Genomic DNA, 18,052 nt, shown 5'->3' with positions numbered 1-18,052 from the left:
CACGACACCCTTGCTTTTGGCTAACCCTCCTTACTGCAAAGCGGGTTCGGGACTTCCACCCTATAGCTGATCGCCATGCCTGGCGCACTAAAAAGGGGGTGCATCAAAAGTATGATACACCCCCTTTAATTTGAGATTATTTTACTTCCAGCCGCCTCCCAGATTCCTGTATATATTAACTACAGCATTCAGCTCCTGCTTTTTGGTTTCTATCAGTTCGAGTTTAGATTCCAGTGCATCACGTTGAGTCATCAGCACTTCAAAGTAATCTGCCCTGGCCGACTTGAACAAGTCATTGGAAACCTCGATTGACCTTGTCAGTGCATCTACTTGTTTCGACTTCAGATCATAACTCTTTTCCAGGTTACTGATGTTCGAAAGTTGATTAGAAACTTCGAAGTATGCATTTAGAATGGTACGCTCATAGTTATACATAGCCTGCAGTTGTCTTGAACTGGCACTGTTAAACTCTGCTTTGATCGCATTCCGGTTAATAAGTGGCGCTGCTATATCTCCTGCCAGGGAGTATAACAATGACTCCGGAGTTTTGAACAGGTAGGATGGCTTAAAAGCCTGGAATCCTGCCGCTGCTGAAATCCCGAGTGAAGGATAAAATTCTGCACGGGCAACTTTTACATCCAGCTTCGCAGCAGCTAAATCCAGTTCAGCCTTTTTGATATCCGGACGATTAGCCAATAATTGCGAAGGAATACCGGAATTAACCGCCGGAGGCAGCAAATCTAAAAAGTTGCTTTTATCCCTGGTTATTTCCTGCGGATACCGGCCTAATAAGAAGTTGATCTTATTTTCCGTTTCCTTTATATTCTGAAGAATTTCAAACTCCATGCTTTGAGACTTCAGCACTTCGGCCTCAAATTTCTTAACCGCCAATTCGGTTTCCCTGGCGGCTTCTTTCTGAACTTTTACTATCTCCAGCGCATTTTTCTGCAGTTCGATATTTTGTTTTACAATCACCAGCTGGTTATCAAAGGACCGCAATTCGTAATAAGAATTAGCCACCTCGGCCACCAGGTTAGTCACTACAAAATTCTTGCCTTCAACCGTTGATAAATACCTGGTAATCGCAGCTTTTTTAGCATTATGCAGCTTTTTCCAGATATCCACTTCCCAGTTCGCATAGGCAGCAATGGTAAGATCCGTTAGCGGATCCGGCATCTCCTTTCCGGGAGTGATCTCCGTAGATGCGTCGCCAGCACCCTGACTGGTATATCGCCCTACTTTTTCAACGCCAGCACCTGCCCTTACACCAACTGTTGGAAGTAACGCCCCTTGTCTGAACCGGATATCATTCTTTGCGATTTCAATTTCCTGCAAGGTGATCATCAGCTCCTGATTATTTTTCAGTGCTGTATCGATCAGGCTTATCAGGTTCTGGTCTGTAAAGAACTTCCGCCACTCAATGTCTGAAGTATTGGTCGTATCCCGATTGTTGCCGTAGGAATCAGGAACGGACCTGTTTTCCTTCGTTGATATGATTGCCGGGACCTTACAGCTTGCAATAGCCAGACAAATGCTCAGCAGGCCAATCCCTCCATTTATTCTGAATTTATACATTGTGATCAATTTCTTCGGTTAAAGGATTTTCTTCTTCATCTTTAACGAGAAGATTTTTTTCTGCAATTTTTCCGAATATGTAGTACAATCCTGGTATTACCAGTACTCCGAAAATAGTTCCGAAAAGCATACCTCCGGCAGCAGCTGTACCGATTGTTCTGTTACCGATTTTACCAGGACCAGAAGCAAAAACCAATGGGATCAAACCCGCGATAAATGCGAATGAAGTCATAAGGATGGGACGGAACCTCACCTTCGAACCTTCCATTGCAGCACTTAATACGGATGCTCCTCCTCTGTGTTTCTGAACGGCAAACTCCACGATCAATACGGCATTTTTACCCAACAAACCTATCAGCATAACCATTGCCACCTGTGCATAAATGTTATTCTCCAATCCTAATAATTTCAGCAACAGGAATGCTCCGAAAATACCAGCAGGTAGTGAAAGAATTACTGCCAGCGGTAGTACAAAACTTTCATATTGCGCAGACAGAATCAGGTATACGAAGCCAAGACAAATGAGGAAGATATAAATGGCCTGATTACCCTGGCCCACCTCATCTTTGGAGATACCTGCCCAGTCGATCCCATATCCTCTTGGTAAAGTTTTCTTTGCAACTTCTTCGATAACCTTAATGGCAGCACCACTACTATACCCCGGTGCGGCAGATCCGCTTATTTCCGATGCATTGGCCATGTTATGCCTGGTGATTTCTGATAACCCATACACCTTTTCCATTTTCATGAAAGCAGAGAAGGGAACCATCTCATCACGATCATTCTTCACATACAGTTTCAGGATGTCTTCGGGTAATGCTCTGTACTCCGGCGATGCCTGTATTATCACTTTGTACTGGCGATCGTATTTAATGAAGCTGATCTCGTAGTTACTACCCACAAGGGTAGAAAGTGTATTCATGGCATTGTCGATAGACACTCCTTTTTGCTGGGCAATGTCATTATCAACTCTCAACATATACTGCGGGAAACTGGCGCTGTAAAAGCTGAATACCGATGCTAACTCAGGACGTTTATTCAGTGCCGCCACAAAGTCATTACTCACCGTTTCCATTTTTTTATAATCACCAGATCCTAATTTATCCAGCAAGCGCAATTCGAAACCACCGGCCGCTCCATACCCTGGCACAGCAGGTGGCATGAAGTATTCAATGGTAGCACCTGTAATGTCTTTGGATTTCTCTTCCAGTTCATGCATTACTTCCTGCGCAGAATGTTTCCGGTCTTCCCAGCTTTTCAGGTTAATCAAACATGTTCCCGAATTCGATCCGGTTCCTTCCGTAAGTATCTCATAACCTGCCAGGGAAGAAACGGATTTCACTCCTTCAATATCTTCGGCTAGTTTTTGCACTCTTTCGGCTACCTCATTTGTCCTTTCCAGAGATGATCCCGGAGGTGTTTGGATGATAGCATAGAACATACCCTGATCTTCATTGGGAATAAACCCTGAAGGCAGATTGTTATTCACAAAATATGTTCCGGCGCAGAAAGCGAGCAGCATGATAAAGGTGACTGATCTTCTGTTAACGATGGAGCCCAGCACTTTCTGGTATCTTCCTGAAAGGCGGTTGAATGAGTTGTTAAAGCCATCCAGGAATTTGTCCAGTATATTTTTCTTTTTAGGTTTTCCATGATTATTTTTCAGGATCATGGCGCAAAGAGCCGGTGTAAGGGTAAGCGCCACCACACCTGAGAGAACGATAGCCGTTGCCATGGTGATGGAAAACTGTCTGTAGAATATTCCCACCGGACCAGACATAAATGCCACCGGAATAAATACCGCTGTCATTAAAAAAGTGATCGCAATAATAGCTCCACTGATTTCATGCATCGCCTTTTTAGTAGCCTTTAGCGGCGAAAGATGTTCCTCTTCCATTTTGGCATGGACCGCTTCAATTACCACAATGGCATCATCCACAACAACACCTATCGCCAGCACTAATGCGAACAAAGTGATAAGGTTCAGCGTAATGCCGAAGAATTGCATGAATACAAATGTTCCGATAAGGGATACCGGTACAGCCATTGCGGGGATCAGCGTTGAGCGCCAATCGCCCAGAAACAGGAATACCACCAAACCTACCAGGATGAAGGCTTCCACCAGTGTGTGAATTACTTTTTCAATAGAGGCATCCAGGAATTTGGAAACATCATAACTGATTTCATAATCCATTCCCTGAGGGAAAGAATTAGCTTTGATCTCCTCCATCTTAGCCTTTACATCCTTGATTACCTGGCTGGCATTACTTCCGTACGATTGCTTCAATACAATTGCAGCAGAAGGTTTACCATTCAGGTTGGAGTAAATATCATACATCGAGCTGCCGAATTCCACTTGCGCAACATCTTTCAGACGAAGTATTTCACCATCTGCACTGGCTCTTAAAACAACATTTTCGTATCCTTCTTTAGTACTGAACCTTCCGGGATATTTCAATACATATTCAAACGTCTGCGATCTTTTACCAGAACTTTCACCGGTTTTACCTGGCGATGCTTCCAGACTTTGTTCATCCAGCGCTTTCATCACTTCATCGGCAGAGATCTTATAAGCCAGCATACGGTCGGGTTTCAGCCAGATTCTCATGGCATACTCCCTGTTCCCAAGAATGTCAGCAAATCCAACACCATCTACTCTTTTCAGTTCGGACAATACGTTAATATCCGCGTAGTTGAAAAGGAATTTCTCATCTGCCTTAGGATCCTTACTATAAAGGTTAATGTACAGGAGCATGTTAGATTCCTCGCGGGTGATCTTTACACCTTCACGTACTACCAGCGGCGGCAGTTTATTTACTACTGATGCTACCCTGTTTTGAACATTCAACGATGCCTGGTTAGGATCGGTTCCCAGGTTAAATACTACCTGTATATTGGCCTCTCCATCATTACCTGCAGATGAAGCCATATATTTCATTCCCGGAATACCGTTGATGGCCCTTTCCAGGGGAATTACAACCGATTTGATCATTAATTCACCGTTGGCTCCGGGGTATTCTGCAGTAACATTCACCTTTGGCGGCGATATGGAAGGAAACTGCGTTACCGGCAATGAAGTCATAGCCAGTATCCCCAGGAAAACGATGATGAGCGATATAACTATTGACAGTACCGGTCTCTGTATAAATTTATTAAACATTGAACTATGCTATTAGAGATTAAACTACTATTCTGCTTTTAATCGCAGATGGGAAATAACTTCCTGAGGTACCTGAAATTCATAGTTGATCTTATCATCATCTTTTACCTTCTGAACACCTTCGAGCAGGATCTTATCATTTTCTGAAATGCCACTTTCTACAACATACAGATCGGGCATACGACCATTGATGGTAATATTCTTTGATCTTACCACATTGTTCTTGTCTACCACAAAAACATAGATCTTATCCTGAATTTCGTAAGTTGTTTTCTGCGGAATAACCAATGCATTTTTAAGTGGCATGGTCATCAGCACCTTACCCGTTTCTCCATGTTTTAAAAGTTTATCGGGATTCGGGAATCTTGCCCTGAAAGCAATATTTCCTGTTTCATTATCGAACTCGCTTTCAATGGTTTCCACATCTCCTTTATATTTCAGGGGAGTGTTGTTTGCTAAAAGCAGTCCTACTTTGTTGTTTCCGCGGCCCTTTGTATTGGTTTCATAGTCCAGGTATTCCGGCTCAGATACATTGAAATAGGCGAACATCTGACTGTTGTCCGAAAGGCTGGTCAGTAAAGCACCTTCGTCGATAAGACTACCTAATTTCAATGGGATACGGTCAACCGTTCCATCAAATGGAGCCCTGATTTCTGTGAATGACAGGTGGAGTTTTGCAAGTGTCATCTCGGCTTTTGCCTGATTAAGCTTGGCCTGAGCCATAGCCTGCTCATTCTTTGAGATAACATTTTTGTCCACCAGGGTTTTTGCGTTCTGCAATTCTATCTCTGCAGTTTCGGCTTCAGCCTGCGCTTTCAGTAACTCAGCCTCATATATTTTCGGCATGATCTTAAACAACAGCTGACCGGCTTTCACAAACTGGCCTTCATCAACATAGATGTTTTGCAGATAGCCCTTTTCCTGAGCCCTGATTTCAATGTTCCTGACAGATTTTATCTGCGAAACATATTCCTTGGTAAATGAAGTATCAATTCGTAAAGGACTGGTAGCGGTATACTTACTGGCTTCTTCCTTTTCTTCTGTTTTTGGTTTACAACCTGTCTGATACAACAGCACAGACAGACTTGCGAACATGACAATTCTTTTCATGATATTAAATGGATATTATGCGTTTAATGGTTGGAAGTCAGAGATTCCGTTGAATATAAAGGGACATCAGTTGCCAGGTGGAACCTGAACTGTCATGCAGGAGGAAGTAATGCTAATAATACATCTACCAGGTTTACATGCTCACACCTTTGGTAACTGATGTATTGATCAGATCCTTAAAGTTTTTTGGGTAATATATTTGTAAGATAAAGGACTACAAAAGATCAGAGGGGCTTTGGAGCAGCTATAGAGATAACGTAAAATGAATAAATAAGAGAATATGAAATAGTACTTGCCCAGTAATTTATATTTTCTGGCAAATAAACTATCCTCATCTTCAACTTCATCGCTGAAAAAATATTCCTCTTCTTTATCCGAGCCTGCATCCTTAATTACTGCATAATCCTGACTGGTATGCGTTTTTTCAATATTCTGAGCGGGAATGATATTATGATGACTACCTGCATACATATAATCATACCCCCTCAACAGAAGGATGCATAGGCATATGAAAAATACAGCTACTCTCATTTCGAGGCCAAAAATAGTAAAACTTTGAGTGAGGAAGAAAAAATTCATGCCACTCAAATTGTAAAAAAATTGTTAAGTTTTATATTCTTATCGACAGAGTTACTTATTGTTACTTATTGTTATTTTTTATTACACATGTGGGAAATGGAGAGGGTTTTCGAGTGTTTGTTGAATGTTGTTGAATTTGTATTTTAGAGTGATGTGCTCATGTCTTGTCACAAAACAAACCCATTTTTGATGAAAATTTGTAACAAAACAAACCCATTTAACATTCCTTAGACGGTTCTAACATAAAAAATGCACAATAACAAACGATATTTTACTGTGCATTTTTATGTGTAAATGAAGGTAAAGTAGGATCAACTGTTATCAATGGCTTGATATCGAACTGAACAAATCCGTCCGCCACGGATAATTCCTACTTGCATTTGTCCACCTTCATATAAGATCCAGATCTAAAAAAAAGAAAGGGAATATTACAATTAGCTATAGTATTTTAAGCCCAAAGTCAACTGTAGCTCAAACATCTACAAAAGGAGTGTTTATTTATTTAAGTTTTATTAATAATCATTTCTTTAGTCCTAAAAGACGAGATTTGTGATACTTTAAATTATTGGTACGATCATGTACAATCTATATATAGATGAAAGTTGCCATTTAGAGCATGACGGAATGCCTGTCATGTGTATTGGCTATATAAAAATAAATGGTGAACAATATTCGGCTATAAAAGAGCATATAAAACAAATAAAGCTTGATTACAAAAATCCCACCGAAATAAAGTGGAATAATGTTTCTGTTTCACGGATGCCCTTATACAAAGCTCTTGTAGATTATTTTTTTGAGACTGAAATTTATTTTCGTTGTATACTCGTTAAGTATAAAGACAAGTTAGATCATGAACAGTTTAATCAGGGTAACCACGATAATTTTTATTACAAATTAATTTATTTTTTACTACAGTCCGCCACCAATCCTACGGCAAATAAATACAAGGTTTTCTTAGATATAAAAGATACAAGAGGAAAGGAAAGGTTAAAAAAAATAGAAGAAGTCCTAAATAACAAGTATAATGGCAACTCTCCTTTTAAAGATTTCCAACACATTCATTCCAATGAAAATGTGCTATTGCAATTAACTGACCTTTTTATTGGGTCAATTACTTTTAAGGCAAGAGGATTAGAAAAAGTGACTAATGCTAATAAGGCCAAGGTCGAATTGTTACAATACATAGAAACCAAATCCGGCTATTCATTAGATGAAGGAACCGAACCTTGGGAAAGTAAATTCAACATTTTTGACCATCAGCCTAAAAAGTCACTATAGGAAATGTCATTAGACGAATTAGAAATACTGTTTGATGAGGACGACTTGGATATAGATGCTCCAACTCGTGAACAGCTATATAGTATGTATGGTCATTTCCTAAATGACTTTCATAAAACACCACTTATTCATAAAGGAAGGAAGGTTATATTTAATAAAAACCTTTCTCGCTCCCCTCTTTTTAAAGGTAAGTTTGAAGGCTTTGTTCATGCAGTTACAAGGAAAAGCCAATACACCAATAAAAGACAGTATGACCGGGACAGAGCAAACAGGATTCATTGGATTAAACCAATATTAGATAATTGGGAAAGTTCTTGGGTTTCTTATTTTGAAAGGCTAAATGACGAGGGGCAGCTACAATATTTTTATTGGGTTCAGTCACTTAATTTTCTTGTCATCTTACGAGAACTTACACCTGATTTATTACTAGTAACATCGTACTGCACTGATGCCCACAATATTGGACAATTTCGCAGGTATTTAAATGAATATAGAGCGCGTAAATAAAGGGCAAAAAAAACCCCACTTCGTAAGTGAGGAACGCAACTTTAGGCATTGCGGTTGAGTGGACAAGCCACTTGCCAGTGCCTTTACTCTTTGAGTAATGCAATACAAATATAGCAGTTATTTTAAATAAAAACAAACTAGTTCCACTCCTAAAATGCAATTTGTATTGACAATCAATACAAATTAATTGTAATAATACTAAATCTTAATCGTTTTCTCCTGTCAAAAAAGGCCATAATAAAATAACCATTCAAATGTTATACCACTTAATAAACACTTCTAAATAAGTTTATTATGAGTTTTATTTTATATCAATATAACATATATCCGCTTCTCCAGATTAAAGTATCCATCAATACACTCCTGATCAAAGCGCTAGAATCAGTAATCTTCATCATTTTAAAATATGATGTAAAACTGTTTTTAGTATATTGGGTAATTACCTAATTCCTGCTTGCAAATTCTCCGAAAATCTCCCACCCAATAGTTCAACACTTGTCCGGTCTGTTGTAACAGGTAACAGATAAAATAAGATTTGCTTAAATTTATTGTACAAACATTATCTGACGTATGAACACCTATAAAAGAAAAACTCCCGAAGATCTGAATTGTGGAATTACACTGTTTACGAAAGTACTTGGGGGGAAATGGAAACCCTGCATTGTGGATTTAATACATAATGGTTATCAAAGGCCGAGTGAAATACACCGGCAACTCTCATCTGCCACTCCAAGAGTTGTAGATATACAGTTGAGTGAACTTGAAGAGTATGGTATAGTGTCAAAAAAAGTACAAGATGGCTTTCCACTACGTGTAGATTATTCCCTTACTGAAATGGGACTGAGTATACTGCCCATAATTTACGCAATGGATCGATGGGGAGTAGCCAGGGCAGAGCAGATCAAAGAAGTGCATTCCAAAAGAGAATTGACAGCGAATAATTTTTCCCTTACCGAATAATTTTTCGGTTATTGACTTTAGCCCTCTCCTTACTGAATTTTGTGTTCAAATAATCATTGAACATGAAACCTTTATTTGCTGTAAAATCCTTCGGGCTGGCTGATATATTCCTATTATTGCTTTGGATAGGCATTGCAACACTTACCTGGCATTTTATGCATGGTGCCGACCATTTCCTGGAACTCACCCGGGAAGCACTGGGTAAATATTTTAAAGTACGATGGCTCCTGATTCTGCACATTACTGCCGGTGGCGGGGCGCTGATACTAGGCCCTTTTCTGTTCTGGGAGAGGTTCCGGACTAACTACTGGAAATTACATAGAAGAGTAGGAACATTATATCTGCTTGCTATCCTTGCAAGTGGCTTATCTGCGGTGGTTCTGGCTTTCACAACCGCCTATGAGTTAAATTGGCACTATGCCTTTTCCCTACAGGTATGGGTAATTGTTTGGATCGCATCATCTTTCATCGCCTACTGGACTGCCATCAAAAAAAGATTCAAACTTCATAAAGAATGGATGACAAGAAGTTATATTGTCACGGTGGCTTTTGTTATCTCGGGATCTTTGGTGAAGATGCCCTTTATTCAGCGGTTGGGTGATTTCTCCGAAATTTTAACCACTTTCATTTGGTTCGGCTGGTCTGTTCCTTTATATCTGTATGATGTTATTCTGGCGTTTCGGAAGAAAGGTTAATGCTATCTTATAATTGCTCCAACATTTCCTTGTTTTTCGTCGCTTGAGAGTAAATTCTCATACTTTAGAGCACTTTTATGTAATTTGAAAGTTTAACTTTCAGATTACACGATTTAGGGGTACTTTTCTTGTAATTTGAAAGTTAAACTTTCAAATTACAAGGTTTTGGAGTACTTTTATTGTAATCTGAAAGTTAAATATTTATAATACAAGGATGATAATACGTGATCTCGAACAGAAGCTGACAAACGCACTTGCAAATATGCCTGTTGTTACCCTATTAGGGCCAAGACAGGTAGGTAAGACAACACTTGCACTAAAGATAGCTGAACGTGGGCTTGATAAAAAATCAGTTTACCTTGATCTGGAACTGGATACCGACCTTGCCAAACTGAGTGATCCGGAAAGTTATTTAAGGCGATTTGAAAAGCAGTTACTAATCATTGATGAAGTGCAGCGGAAACCGGATTTATTCCGAATTCTACGGGGGCTCGTTGATATTCGAAAAAGGGCTGGTGAAAAGGCCGGACAATTCCTATTATTGGGATCGGCATCCCGCGATTTATTACAGCAATCATCAGAAACCCTTGCAGGAAGAATCAGATATCTGGAATTAAGTCCATTTTCTGCATTGGAGGTTTATAAAACTGATCCAGAGGGCTTTAATCCGCAAAAACTGTGGTTCAGAGGAGGATTCCCTGATAGCTATCTGGCAGAAACGGATAATGAAAGTTGGGAATGGCGCAATGATTTTATTTCTTCATACATAGAACGCGATATCCCTTTAATGGGGCCACAAATCCAGGCAACCAGAATGAAAAAATTCTGGACGATGCTGGCTCACTATCATGGCCAACAAGTGATTTTATCTGAGCTGGGTAAAAGCCTCGAAGTCAGCCATACAACAATACGATCATATTTAGATATTCTGACCGATTTTTACATGGTTAGACAAATTCAACCCTGGGCAGGAAATACCCAAAAACGACTTGTCAAATCACCTAAAATATATTTACGGGATACAGGTATCCTACATAAGCTTTTAAATATTTCAGACTTTGAAAGCTTGCTTGGAAATCCTATTGTAGGGGCTAGCTGGGAAGGTTTTGTTGCAGAAAATATAATCGCTGGATTATCGAGTAAATGGCAATACAGTTATTATAGAACAACCGCGCAAACAGAAATTGATCTTGTTCTGGAAGGACCGAACAATCAGGTATGGGCTGTCGAAATCAAACGATCAGCCGCACCTACTCTGGGAAAAGGATTTCATACTGCCAGTGAAGATATAAAAGCAACTCATAAATTCGTGGTGTACTCAGGAACAGAACGGTTCCCCATGTCCGGAGGAGATACAGAAGCTATAGGACTTATTGAATTCTTAAAACTCCTTGAAGATAAATAATACTACAAAGCAGGTATTAATCAGTTAAACATTGCCTTGGGTCTGGTATACACTTTACATCAATCAGCCTAATGAATTCCGGATCAACTTCAATGCGAGCTCCGGAAAAATAATTTCTAAGGTTACGATGTGTTAAAAGAAAAATTAATCTATTTTTGTAGTGAATGACACAAAAGCCATAGTTTAAACTAATATGAAAGGCAGACCTACCATTTATGATAACAAGGATGTTGTGGAAAGAGCGCAGAAAGTCTTTTGGACAAAAGGATTTACAGCAACTTCTTTAGACGACCTTCTTGATGCTATGGGTATAGGTAGCGGAAGTTTTTACAATGCCTTTAAGGGTGGGAAAAAGGAATTGTTCAGAAAAGCAATTAACCAGCGCAGGGAAGCATTTAACCAGTTTAAAGAAGCGATTAGTCAAAGTGAAACACCCATTGACCTGATCAAAGACTTTTTCCGTTCCATTGCAAAGGCCGATCGACAAACTCATATACAGGGTTGTATCATTGTTAACACCGTTGTAGAAATGGCCTCCCTTGATAAAGATCTTGAAAATGAGGCAGTAGAAATCTTAAAGGAAGTGGAGCAGCTTTATACCGCAACGATCAAAAAGGCACAAAAAAACGGAACACTAAAAAACCAGACTGACCCGGCAATTCTGGGCCGTTACCTGATTACTCTCTATAATGGTATAAATGTTACCAGACGTATGTATCCAGATAATAAAGTGCTTATCAAACAGATCGAAATGCAACTCGAAATTATCAGTTAAATTTTTTTGCCCATTTCTGTAGTGATCAATACAAAAGTTAACAGCTCAATCAGAATAACAAACATTTATGGATTTACAATTGAAATCAAAGACCGCTTTTGTGAGCGGATCAACCCAGGGCATTGGCTTCGCCATTGCAAGACTATTACTCATTGAAGGTGCATCAGTTATCATCAATGGAAGAACACAAGAGAAAATAGATATTGCAGTGAAGAGGTTAAAAGAGGAAATACCATCTGCAGAAGTTTCAGGAATAGCTGCAGACTTTGCCAATGTAGATGAAGTGAATAAATTACTAACTGCACTTCCAGAAATCGATATTTTAATAAACAATGTAGGGATCTTCGATCTCAGAGAATTTGCCGATATTAAAGACGAAGACTGGACAAAATTCTTTGAAGTGAATGTATTAAGTGCTGTCCGGTTGTCAAGGTTTTTGTTTGATAAAATGATAGCGAAGAACTGGGGCAGAATTATTTTTATCAGTAGTGAATCAGGTATAAACATTCCAGGAAATATGATCCATTATGGGATGACTAAAACCGCTATGTTATCTATTAGTCGGGGCCTGGCAGAGCTCACCAAAAATACGGAGGTTACTGTAAATTCTATTTTGGGTGGACCTACCTACTCTGAAGGTGTGGCTGGTGCTGTTGAACAAATTGCAGCGGCACAAAACCAGAGCGTTGAACAGTTAAAAACCGACTTGTTTAAGGCTTTAAATCCAACATCATTATTACAACGATTTATTGAACCTTCTGAAATCGCAAATCTGGTTGCATATCTTTCCAGTCCTTTGTCCATCGCTACAAACGGGGCCGCTCTTCGCGCAGATGGAGGAGTGCTTAATACTATTATATAAGGATTATTTCTCTCTCTTTATTAGCCTTGTAAATCAAAAATTTACAAGGCTTTTCTTTGAGGCTTTACATTATCTGGTATTGGGAGGTAAAGGCATAGCAATAATCAATATGAATAAACGAATGTCAATTCTTTTTGTTAGTTATAAATATGACAATTCAAGTAATTAAAATTCAACCAATTATGGGGAAATATATTTGAAGGATAATAAAAACTTCGTAACTTAGTTTTGTAAGTTTAAATATATGAGCGATAAAGATTTTAATAATCTAATGGAACTGGCTGATGAGCTCCTTCAGCAAAAAGTTTCTGACGAAGAAGCACTTCAGTCGTTTATCGACGCTGGTATTCTTGATGAATCAGGAAACCTAACCAAGAATTATGAACTTCTCGCTACAAATCCCATCTCTTAGATTTCTTTAGTATGTATGATGTTAAGCCCAATTTGATCATTGGCTTTCACGGTTGTGAAGCTGAGGTTAGAGACATTCTTTTACAGCATCCCAATGATTATAAAATTAGTCAACAGCCATTTGACTGGCTAGGTCATGGCTTATACTTCTGGGAAAACAATTATGACAGGGCAGTTCAGTGGGCCAATGAAAAAAAGGACAGAGGCAGCATAAAACACCCTGCCGTTATTGGAGCTGTTCTTCATTTGGGATATTGTTGCGACTTTTTAGATAAACGGCATATTACATTATTAGCAAAATATTTTGCAGTAATGCAAGGATGGTATAAACAACGAGGAAAAGTACTTCCGGAAAATAAAAATCTCCCCCACGATCCTCATAAGGATCACCTACTAAGAAATCTGGATTGTGCTGCCATTGAATTTATGCATTCGAGAATACTTTCCAGGGCTGAAGAAGATTTAAAAACTAAAGGATTCACTCAATATAAAATATTCGATTCAACCCGGGGTGTTTTTACAGAAGGTGGCCCTGCCTTTAAAGGCGCTGGACTATTTGAAAAAAGCCATATTCAGATTTGCGTTCGCAATCCCAATTGCATTAAAGGTTTCTTTATGCCAAGAGAAGAAACTGATTTTATAGAATGGTTAAATAAACAAAAACAACCATCGGAACTAACCTCTATTCTTAATTAAATAAATGCAGAATAGATACTTAAGAAAAGTATTGTATGCAGTTTTCTAACATTGGAAAACGTCTTGTTAAATCACCCACGGTTTATGTTCGGTATGTTTAACATATGATTTATTAAATCGTATAAGACAGGGATGGTGTTTTAGGACGTTCGATTGCAGTTGCCAGTTGAGAAGGTTTTGTTATTGAAAACCTGCTATCTTGTGTCTCTCTGAAAGTATTTATTTATTAAATATGTCACAGAATTAGGGTAGATTATTCAGTTTCTTGTCACAGAATTAGGGTAGATTATTCAGTTTCTTGTCACAGAATTAGGGTAGATTATTCAGTTTCTTGTAACAGAATTAGGGTAGATTATTGAGTTTCTTGTAACAGAATTAGGGTAACTGAATTCTTTATTATATCACAATAAATTTTTCCTTATCATTCTGATAGTGAATTTCACCAGATTCATTAAGTGAAAATAGCTCTATCTTTACATAAGAACATTGAAAACAAGCTTATTAAGATAAAAAAGGAAGATAGGTGGATTTGGATCTGGAGGCAATTCCGCAATTCTTCGCTACTTCCTTAGATAGTAAAAGGAACTTCAATCTGAGGTTCCTTTTTTTCTAAAAAACTTCAGTCGATTTAATTTGTAGCCCCCAGCACTCATTTATTCCGTGATTGATTGCAATTTCGTTTTGGCGATAAATGCATCTACAACAGCCAGAACATGGGCTACATCCCCCTGAGATAATTTATTAAGTTTGGTTAACAACGGAACGAATTGTTCCGGCATATATTTATTATCAATTTCAACTGTGGGAACTTTATCCCGCACCAAATAATCCAGAGAATTTTCCAGTGCATCTGCAATCCTTGCAGCTACTTCTATCGATGGTTTTATATCATCTCGCTCATATCTCCCAATCAGATCACGGGATGTACCTACTACATCGGCCAATTCGGTTTGAGTCCAATTCTTGTTCTTTCTTGCCATTGAAACTTTTTCGCCAAACGTCATCTTAATTGATTTAGTAATTAAATGTAAAATAGATCAATGATTGAAACCAGCGAACAAGTAGTATTGATTATGTTTCACAAAATGACATATAAATGACATAAAATAGAGGATTAATCTCTTTTAAAGTTACTTATTCATAACTTTATTTAGTAAATTTGTTACAAATAAACCACATGAAAACAATTAAGAAAATCAGAACCGCTAAATTTCAAAGCATAGTATATAACGGAAAATGGGGGTTCAGTAGTTCAGTCCCATGGTTAAGATTATCAGGAAAATGGATTGAAGATGCAGGCTTCAAAATCGATGAAACCTGTCAAATCAAAGTATCCAAAAACAAGCTGGTAATAACGAAGATTAAATCAACGATAAATACAAATCAAAATGATACAACAAACAATAATGCTCCCGGTAAAAAAAATGAAGCAAAAAGTATTTCTGGATCGTGAAATACCTAAACTATTACTTTCCGGTAATTGGCTGTCTGAAGCTGGTTTCAAACCTGATGATTCCGCAAGGGTAGCAGTTTATAAGAACACATTGGTAGTTCGTAATGTTAAAAATGATAAAGAGGATGATAACATAAAAAACTAATAAACACTTGTAGTTTGTTAACCAGCTACCCTATTACCTCTTCTCAATATTCATACTCTCCATTATTTACTGAAATATCATCTAAACTCTTATGGGGTAATGGATATACGTTTGTTAACAACAACCAGTTTCTGTTTTAATAGCATTTAAACCAAAAAATCAAACATCGGCGGTAATGAAGTAATATGATTACCGCCGATGTACTGATTTTTATTTAGTGAAAAATTGCTACTCCAGACGGAAACTGCCGGTATAAATACTATTGGTACATATAGTTCCATGTTCTTTAATAAATGAAAGGTATGTTTCAACGGCTATCCCCTCACCCCAATTATCACCTGCCAAAATCAACTCATCTGTACCTGTGCTTCTTTTTGCACCACATAGTTTATAAACCGCTTCATTTAACCCGGGTGCATATGCCAGCAACATAACGCAGTCAGTGCTGTGTACATAACTGAAATCCGGCGTCCAGGTAAAAATCAGTTTTTTATCCTCCATCCTTGCCACAGCATTGATACCCTGAGTATCCATTGGTCCTTCAGTAACCCTTACCTTTGAATAATCTATTGTAATATCAGGATATTCCCCGGTAATGGCATTTTTAAGCTGCCAACCTACTGCTGCTTCATGCGGATTATATATTTTATTTTTGGCAGAGTAAGTAAATCCTATTCTTACAAATTCTATAAATGCTCCTAAAAACCTTTTCACGACTCTCATTCTCATTCTGCAGGCCAACTGTTTTTGAGTAGGTGGTTTGCTGCTTTTTGCACGACGCGTGCGAAGAATTAACCGTCCATTAAGCATATACCCTTCAATATTACCGATTGTCCCTGTAATATCTCCAAGGAGGCCATTTTTTATACGTGCCATTGTGATGTATTTAATGTTTAATAAAACCCTGCTCTAACGGGAACCCGGTATCCGCAGGAATAACGAATTACTAAATAATACCCGTTATGTACCAACCCTGATTAATACATAACGGGCATATACTGACTTACAACAGCGTAATGCTGCCAGCGTATAAGCTATCACTTACACGGCCTTCAATATCTGCAAAGGCCATATAGCAATGCACTTTATCTCCCGAAAAATCATGCGGCAATTGCAGTGTATAAGTCAGATCACTACGCAATGCAGCGCTGACCTCTGTTGCAAATTCATTTTTAGCAGGATTGTATACTAAAATCTGCAACTGGTCAGTCGGGTTGGTTAATTTAAGCGCGGCAGGATTCGCCAACCAGGTAAATTTAATATTGGCGCCTGCAAGTGCCTGGATTGCACTGTTTTTGGGACCAATTAATTTACCGCGGCTAAAAGACAACTCGGGGTAATTAATACTAAAGTTGGGCGATACTCCTGTTACTGCATATTTCAAATTGTAAGCTACAGCAGCATTCATAGCAGATCCTGGTATTTTATGTGTTTGAAAACCGATCTCTATCAAATCACCGAAGTAGCCGAGAAATCCGGTAACCATACCAAATTTGACGCGCTGGTTTAATTGCGCTTCCGTGGCAGGTCTGTTGCTTTTTGTGTGCAAACTGGTAATGATGTTCCGGCCCTTAACAATTGAGCCAATAATACTACCAACTTTGCCGATGAACGGACCTAATGGTCCTTTTAATTGCGTACCCATAATGTTTGTTTTTTTTAATTATTGAAATAGGTAATTCTGCCTGGCATCAGGGTGCCAGTTCAGCCCTACCAAGGCTGCACGATTGGGATTGGATCACGGGTTGCCCCCAGCTTGAGCACTGGTTGAACAGCTGTTCGTGTTCAAAGGGCGTTCAAGGAGTGTTCCAGGTGTGTTGCAGGTGTGTTACAACTACGAACTCACTATTAACTTGCTATCAACTTTCCTTCAAGATGGACATTTGTCTTCCCTATAATTTCTGAAAGGCTTTGTATGAATTTATTATTCTGGGTCTTTTTCATAATACCGGGTTTTAAAATGAATGAATGAAATCCTGTCCCACATTGACTCTCATCGTTGTTACAATATTAGTTACTAATTCAATTCACATTTTGGAAAACTACATGAGCATCAGGGAAAATCTGCACGAACACCCTAAAAAACAGCACGAACGTTTTTTCACCTATATATTTTCAGGCGGTTAAACAATTTTTCCCTGTACTGTTTTCCGAATGGGATATCTCCATTATCCAGGTGGATCAGATTATTATCTATGTGGATAATATGGGGGATCTGCACGATGTAGGCCCGATGTACCCGGCAGAAAAGATCTGCCGGTAAATCAGCTTCTAATTGCGCTAAACCGGTATTTATGATATAACTGGTATTAACAATAGCCATTTTGGAGTAATGACCATGGGACTCTATGAAAGAAATGTCCTTACTGTTGATCTTTATTGCGAAGTTGTGTCTAATGAAAATGAAGAACTCTGGGTACATTGGAGAAATGGGTTTAGTA

The 18,052-nt window shown here is 38.7% G+C and carries 19 protein-coding genes; 11 read left to right on the top strand and 8 right to left on the bottom strand.

Annotated elements, in window-relative coordinates:
• Positions 1 to 141 precede the first annotated feature (141 nt).
• The 4 genes from BM176_RS29950 to BM176_RS29935 all read right to left on the bottom strand — a co-directional run bounded on the left by BM176_RS29950 (position 142) and on the right by BM176_RS29935 (position 6,424).
• Positions 142 to 1,575 (bottom strand): TolC family protein, encoded by a 1,434-nt coding sequence (locus BM176_RS29950; RefSeq protein WP_090108087.1) that lies wholly within the window; start codon positions 1,573 to 1,575, stop codon positions 142 to 144.
• Positions 1,568 to 4,735, bottom strand: coding sequence for an efflux RND transporter permease subunit (locus BM176_RS29945; RefSeq protein WP_090108086.1), 3,168 nt, complete (start codon positions 4,733 to 4,735; stop codon positions 1,568 to 1,570). The genes BM176_RS29950 and BM176_RS29945 overlap by 8 nt, the downstream gene beginning before the upstream one ends.
• 27 nt (positions 4,736 to 4,762) lie before the next feature.
• The gene (locus BM176_RS29940) at positions 4,763 to 5,845 is read right to left on the bottom strand and encodes an efflux RND transporter periplasmic adaptor subunit (protein ID WP_090108085.1); all 1,083 of its coding nucleotides are present in this window, start codon (positions 5,843 to 5,845) and stop codon (positions 4,763 to 4,765) included.
• Between the two features lie 168 nt (positions 5,846 to 6,013).
• Positions 6,014 to 6,424 carry a hypothetical protein gene (locus BM176_RS29935; RefSeq protein WP_143097955.1) on the bottom strand — a complete coding sequence of 137 codons (411 nt, stop codon included), beginning with the start codon at positions 6,422 to 6,424 and terminating at the stop codon, positions 6,014 to 6,016.
• A gap of 576 nt (positions 6,425 to 7,000) precedes the next feature.
• Between BM176_RS29935 and BM176_RS29930 the strand changes: the two genes are divergently transcribed.
• The 9 genes from BM176_RS29930 to BM176_RS29890 all read left to right on the top strand — a co-directional run bounded on the left by BM176_RS29930 (position 7,001) and on the right by BM176_RS29890 (position 14,013).
• On the top strand, positions 7,001 to 7,702 hold the full coding sequence (locus tag BM176_RS29930) for a DUF3800 domain-containing protein (protein ID WP_090108083.1): 702 nt from the start codon (positions 7,001 to 7,003) through the stop codon (positions 7,700 to 7,702).
• A 3-nt stretch (positions 7,703 to 7,705) separates the two neighbouring features.
• On the top strand, positions 7,706 to 8,209 hold the full coding sequence (locus tag BM176_RS29925) for a hypothetical protein (RefSeq protein ID WP_090108082.1): 504 nt from the start codon (positions 7,706 to 7,708) through the stop codon (positions 8,207 to 8,209).
• A gap of 570 nt (positions 8,210 to 8,779) precedes the next feature.
• Positions 8,780 to 9,169 (top strand): winged helix-turn-helix transcriptional regulator, encoded by a 390-nt coding sequence (locus BM176_RS29920; RefSeq protein WP_090108081.1) that lies wholly within the window; start codon positions 8,780 to 8,782, stop codon positions 9,167 to 9,169.
• 62 nt (positions 9,170 to 9,231) lie between these two features.
• Positions 9,232 to 9,864 carry a DUF2306 domain-containing protein gene (locus tag BM176_RS29915; RefSeq protein WP_090108080.1) on the top strand — a complete coding sequence of 211 codons (633 nt, stop codon included), beginning with the start codon at positions 9,232 to 9,234 and terminating at the stop codon, positions 9,862 to 9,864.
• A gap of 262 nt (positions 9,865 to 10,126) precedes the next feature.
• Positions 10,127 to 11,269, top strand: a complete 1,143-nt coding sequence (locus tag BM176_RS29910) for an ATP-binding protein (protein ID WP_255373611.1) — start codon at positions 10,127 to 10,129, stop codon at positions 11,267 to 11,269.
• A 193-nt stretch (positions 11,270 to 11,462) separates the two neighbouring features.
• Entirely contained in the window at positions 11,463 to 12,044 is a 582-nt protein-coding gene (locus tag BM176_RS29905) for a TetR/AcrR family transcriptional regulator (RefSeq protein ID WP_090108078.1), read from the top strand.
• A gap of 67 nt (positions 12,045 to 12,111) precedes the next feature.
• Entirely contained in the window at positions 12,112 to 12,906 is a 795-nt protein-coding gene (locus BM176_RS29900) for an SDR family NAD(P)-dependent oxidoreductase (RefSeq protein WP_090108077.1), read from the top strand.
• Between the two features lie 244 nt (positions 12,907 to 13,150).
• Entirely contained in the window at positions 13,151 to 13,318 is a 168-nt protein-coding gene (locus BM176_RS32635) for a hypothetical protein (RefSeq protein ID WP_177230590.1), read from the top strand.
• Between the two features lie 11 nt (positions 13,319 to 13,329).
• Positions 13,330 to 14,013, top strand: coding sequence for a hypothetical protein (locus BM176_RS29890; protein WP_090108075.1), 684 nt, complete (start codon positions 13,330 to 13,332; stop codon positions 14,011 to 14,013).
• 653 nt (positions 14,014 to 14,666) lie between these two features.
• Here the strand turns inward: BM176_RS29890 and BM176_RS29885 are convergent.
• Positions 14,667 to 15,017, bottom strand: coding sequence for a helix-turn-helix domain-containing protein (locus BM176_RS29885; RefSeq protein ID WP_090108074.1), 351 nt, complete (start codon positions 15,015 to 15,017; stop codon positions 14,667 to 14,669).
• A 173-nt stretch (positions 15,018 to 15,190) separates the two neighbouring features.
• Between BM176_RS29885 and BM176_RS29880 the strand changes: the two genes are divergently transcribed.
• Both BM176_RS29880 and BM176_RS29875 read left to right on the top strand, forming a co-directional pair.
• Positions 15,191 to 15,466, top strand: a complete 276-nt coding sequence (locus tag BM176_RS29880) for a SymE family type I addiction module toxin (RefSeq protein ID WP_090108073.1) — start codon at positions 15,191 to 15,193, stop codon at positions 15,464 to 15,466.
• Positions 15,438 to 15,611, top strand: a complete 174-nt coding sequence (locus BM176_RS29875; protein WP_177230589.1) for a SymE family type I addiction module toxin — start codon at positions 15,438 to 15,440, stop codon at positions 15,609 to 15,611. Before BM176_RS29880 ends, BM176_RS29875 begins: the two co-directional genes overlap by 29 nt.
• A 228-nt stretch (positions 15,612 to 15,839) precedes the next feature.
• Here BM176_RS29875 and BM176_RS29870 read toward each other — a convergent pair whose 3' ends face one another.
• The 3 genes from BM176_RS29870 to BM176_RS29860 form a co-directional block, all read right to left on the bottom strand.
• Positions 15,840 to 16,487: a DUF6266 family protein gene (locus BM176_RS29870; RefSeq protein ID WP_090108071.1), complete on the bottom strand. Its 648-nt coding sequence runs from the start codon at positions 16,485 to 16,487 to the stop codon at positions 15,840 to 15,842.
• Positions 16,488 to 16,614: 127 nt separating this feature from the next.
• On the bottom strand, positions 16,615 to 17,256 hold the full coding sequence (locus BM176_RS29865; protein ID WP_090108070.1) for a DUF6266 family protein: 642 nt from the start codon (positions 17,254 to 17,256) through the stop codon (positions 16,615 to 16,617).
• 456 nt (positions 17,257 to 17,712) lie between these two features.
• Positions 17,713 to 18,033: a LytR/AlgR family response regulator transcription factor gene (locus BM176_RS29860; RefSeq protein ID WP_090108069.1), complete on the bottom strand. Its 321-nt coding sequence runs from the start codon at positions 18,031 to 18,033 to the stop codon at positions 17,713 to 17,715.
• Between the last annotated feature and the right edge of the window lie 19 nt (positions 18,034 to 18,052).

This window comes from Chitinophaga sp. CF118 (assembly GCF_900112615.1).
Taxonomy (GTDB): Bacteria; Bacteroidota; Bacteroidia; order Chitinophagales; family Chitinophagaceae; genus Chitinophaga.
Note: the sequence above shows the minus strand (reverse complement) of the source record. Positions and strands in the feature narration are given on the sequence as shown.

What these genes read in the sequence shown, in the direction of transcription:
- BM176_RS29875 (WP_177230589.1), top strand. Translation starts at nt 15,438, where the DNA reads ATGAAGCAAAAAGTATTTCTGGATCGTGAAATACCTAAACTATTACTT.
- BM176_RS32635 (WP_177230590.1), top strand. Translation starts at nt 13,151, where the DNA reads ATGAGCGATAAAGATTTTAATAATCTAATGGAACTGGCTGATGAGCTC.
- BM176_RS29880 (WP_090108073.1), top strand. Translation starts at nt 15,191, where the DNA reads ATGAAAACAATTAAGAAAATCAGAACCGCTAAATTTCAAAGCATAGTA.
- BM176_RS29910 (WP_255373611.1), top strand. Translation starts at nt 10,127, where the DNA reads ATGCCTGTTGTTACCCTATTAGGGCCAAGACAGGTAGGTAAGACAACA.
- BM176_RS29930 (WP_090108083.1), top strand. Translation starts at nt 7,001, where the DNA reads ATGTACAATCTATATATAGATGAAAGTTGCCATTTAGAGCATGACGGA.
- BM176_RS29905 (WP_090108078.1), top strand. Translation starts at nt 11,463, where the DNA reads ATGAAAGGCAGACCTACCATTTATGATAACAAGGATGTTGTGGAAAGA.
- BM176_RS29860 (WP_090108069.1), bottom strand. Translation starts at nt 18,033, where the DNA reads ATGTACCCAGAGTTCTTCATTTTCATTAGACACAACTTCGCAATAAAG.
- BM176_RS29945 (WP_090108086.1), bottom strand. Translation starts at nt 4,735, where the DNA reads ATGTTTAATAAATTTATACAGAGACCGGTACTGTCAATAGTTATATCG.
- BM176_RS29920 (WP_090108081.1), top strand. Translation starts at nt 8,780, where the DNA reads ATGAACACCTATAAAAGAAAAACTCCCGAAGATCTGAATTGTGGAATT.
- BM176_RS29950 (WP_090108087.1), bottom strand. Translation starts at nt 1,575, where the DNA reads ATGTATAAATTCAGAATAAATGGAGGGATTGGCCTGCTGAGCATTTGT.
- BM176_RS29870 (WP_090108071.1), bottom strand. Translation starts at nt 16,487, where the DNA reads ATGGCACGTATAAAAAATGGCCTCCTTGGAGATATTACAGGGACAATC.
- BM176_RS29935 (WP_143097955.1), bottom strand. Translation starts at nt 6,424, where the DNA reads ATGAATTTTTTCTTCCTCACTCAAAGTTTTACTATTTTTGGCCTCGAA.
- BM176_RS29890 (WP_090108075.1), top strand. Translation starts at nt 13,330, where the DNA reads ATGTATGATGTTAAGCCCAATTTGATCATTGGCTTTCACGGTTGTGAA.
- BM176_RS29915 (WP_090108080.1), top strand. Translation starts at nt 9,232, where the DNA reads ATGAAACCTTTATTTGCTGTAAAATCCTTCGGGCTGGCTGATATATTC.
- BM176_RS29900 (WP_090108077.1), top strand. Translation starts at nt 12,112, where the DNA reads ATGGATTTACAATTGAAATCAAAGACCGCTTTTGTGAGCGGATCAACC.
- BM176_RS29940 (WP_090108085.1), bottom strand. Translation starts at nt 5,845, where the DNA reads ATGAAAAGAATTGTCATGTTCGCAAGTCTGTCTGTGCTGTTGTATCAG.
- BM176_RS29925 (WP_090108082.1), top strand. Translation starts at nt 7,706, where the DNA reads ATGTCATTAGACGAATTAGAAATACTGTTTGATGAGGACGACTTGGAT.
- BM176_RS29885 (WP_090108074.1), bottom strand. Translation starts at nt 15,017, where the DNA reads ATGACGTTTGGCGAAAAAGTTTCAATGGCAAGAAAGAACAAGAATTGG.
- BM176_RS29865 (WP_090108070.1), bottom strand. Translation starts at nt 17,256, where the DNA reads ATGGGTACGCAATTAAAAGGACCATTAGGTCCGTTCATCGGCAAAGTT.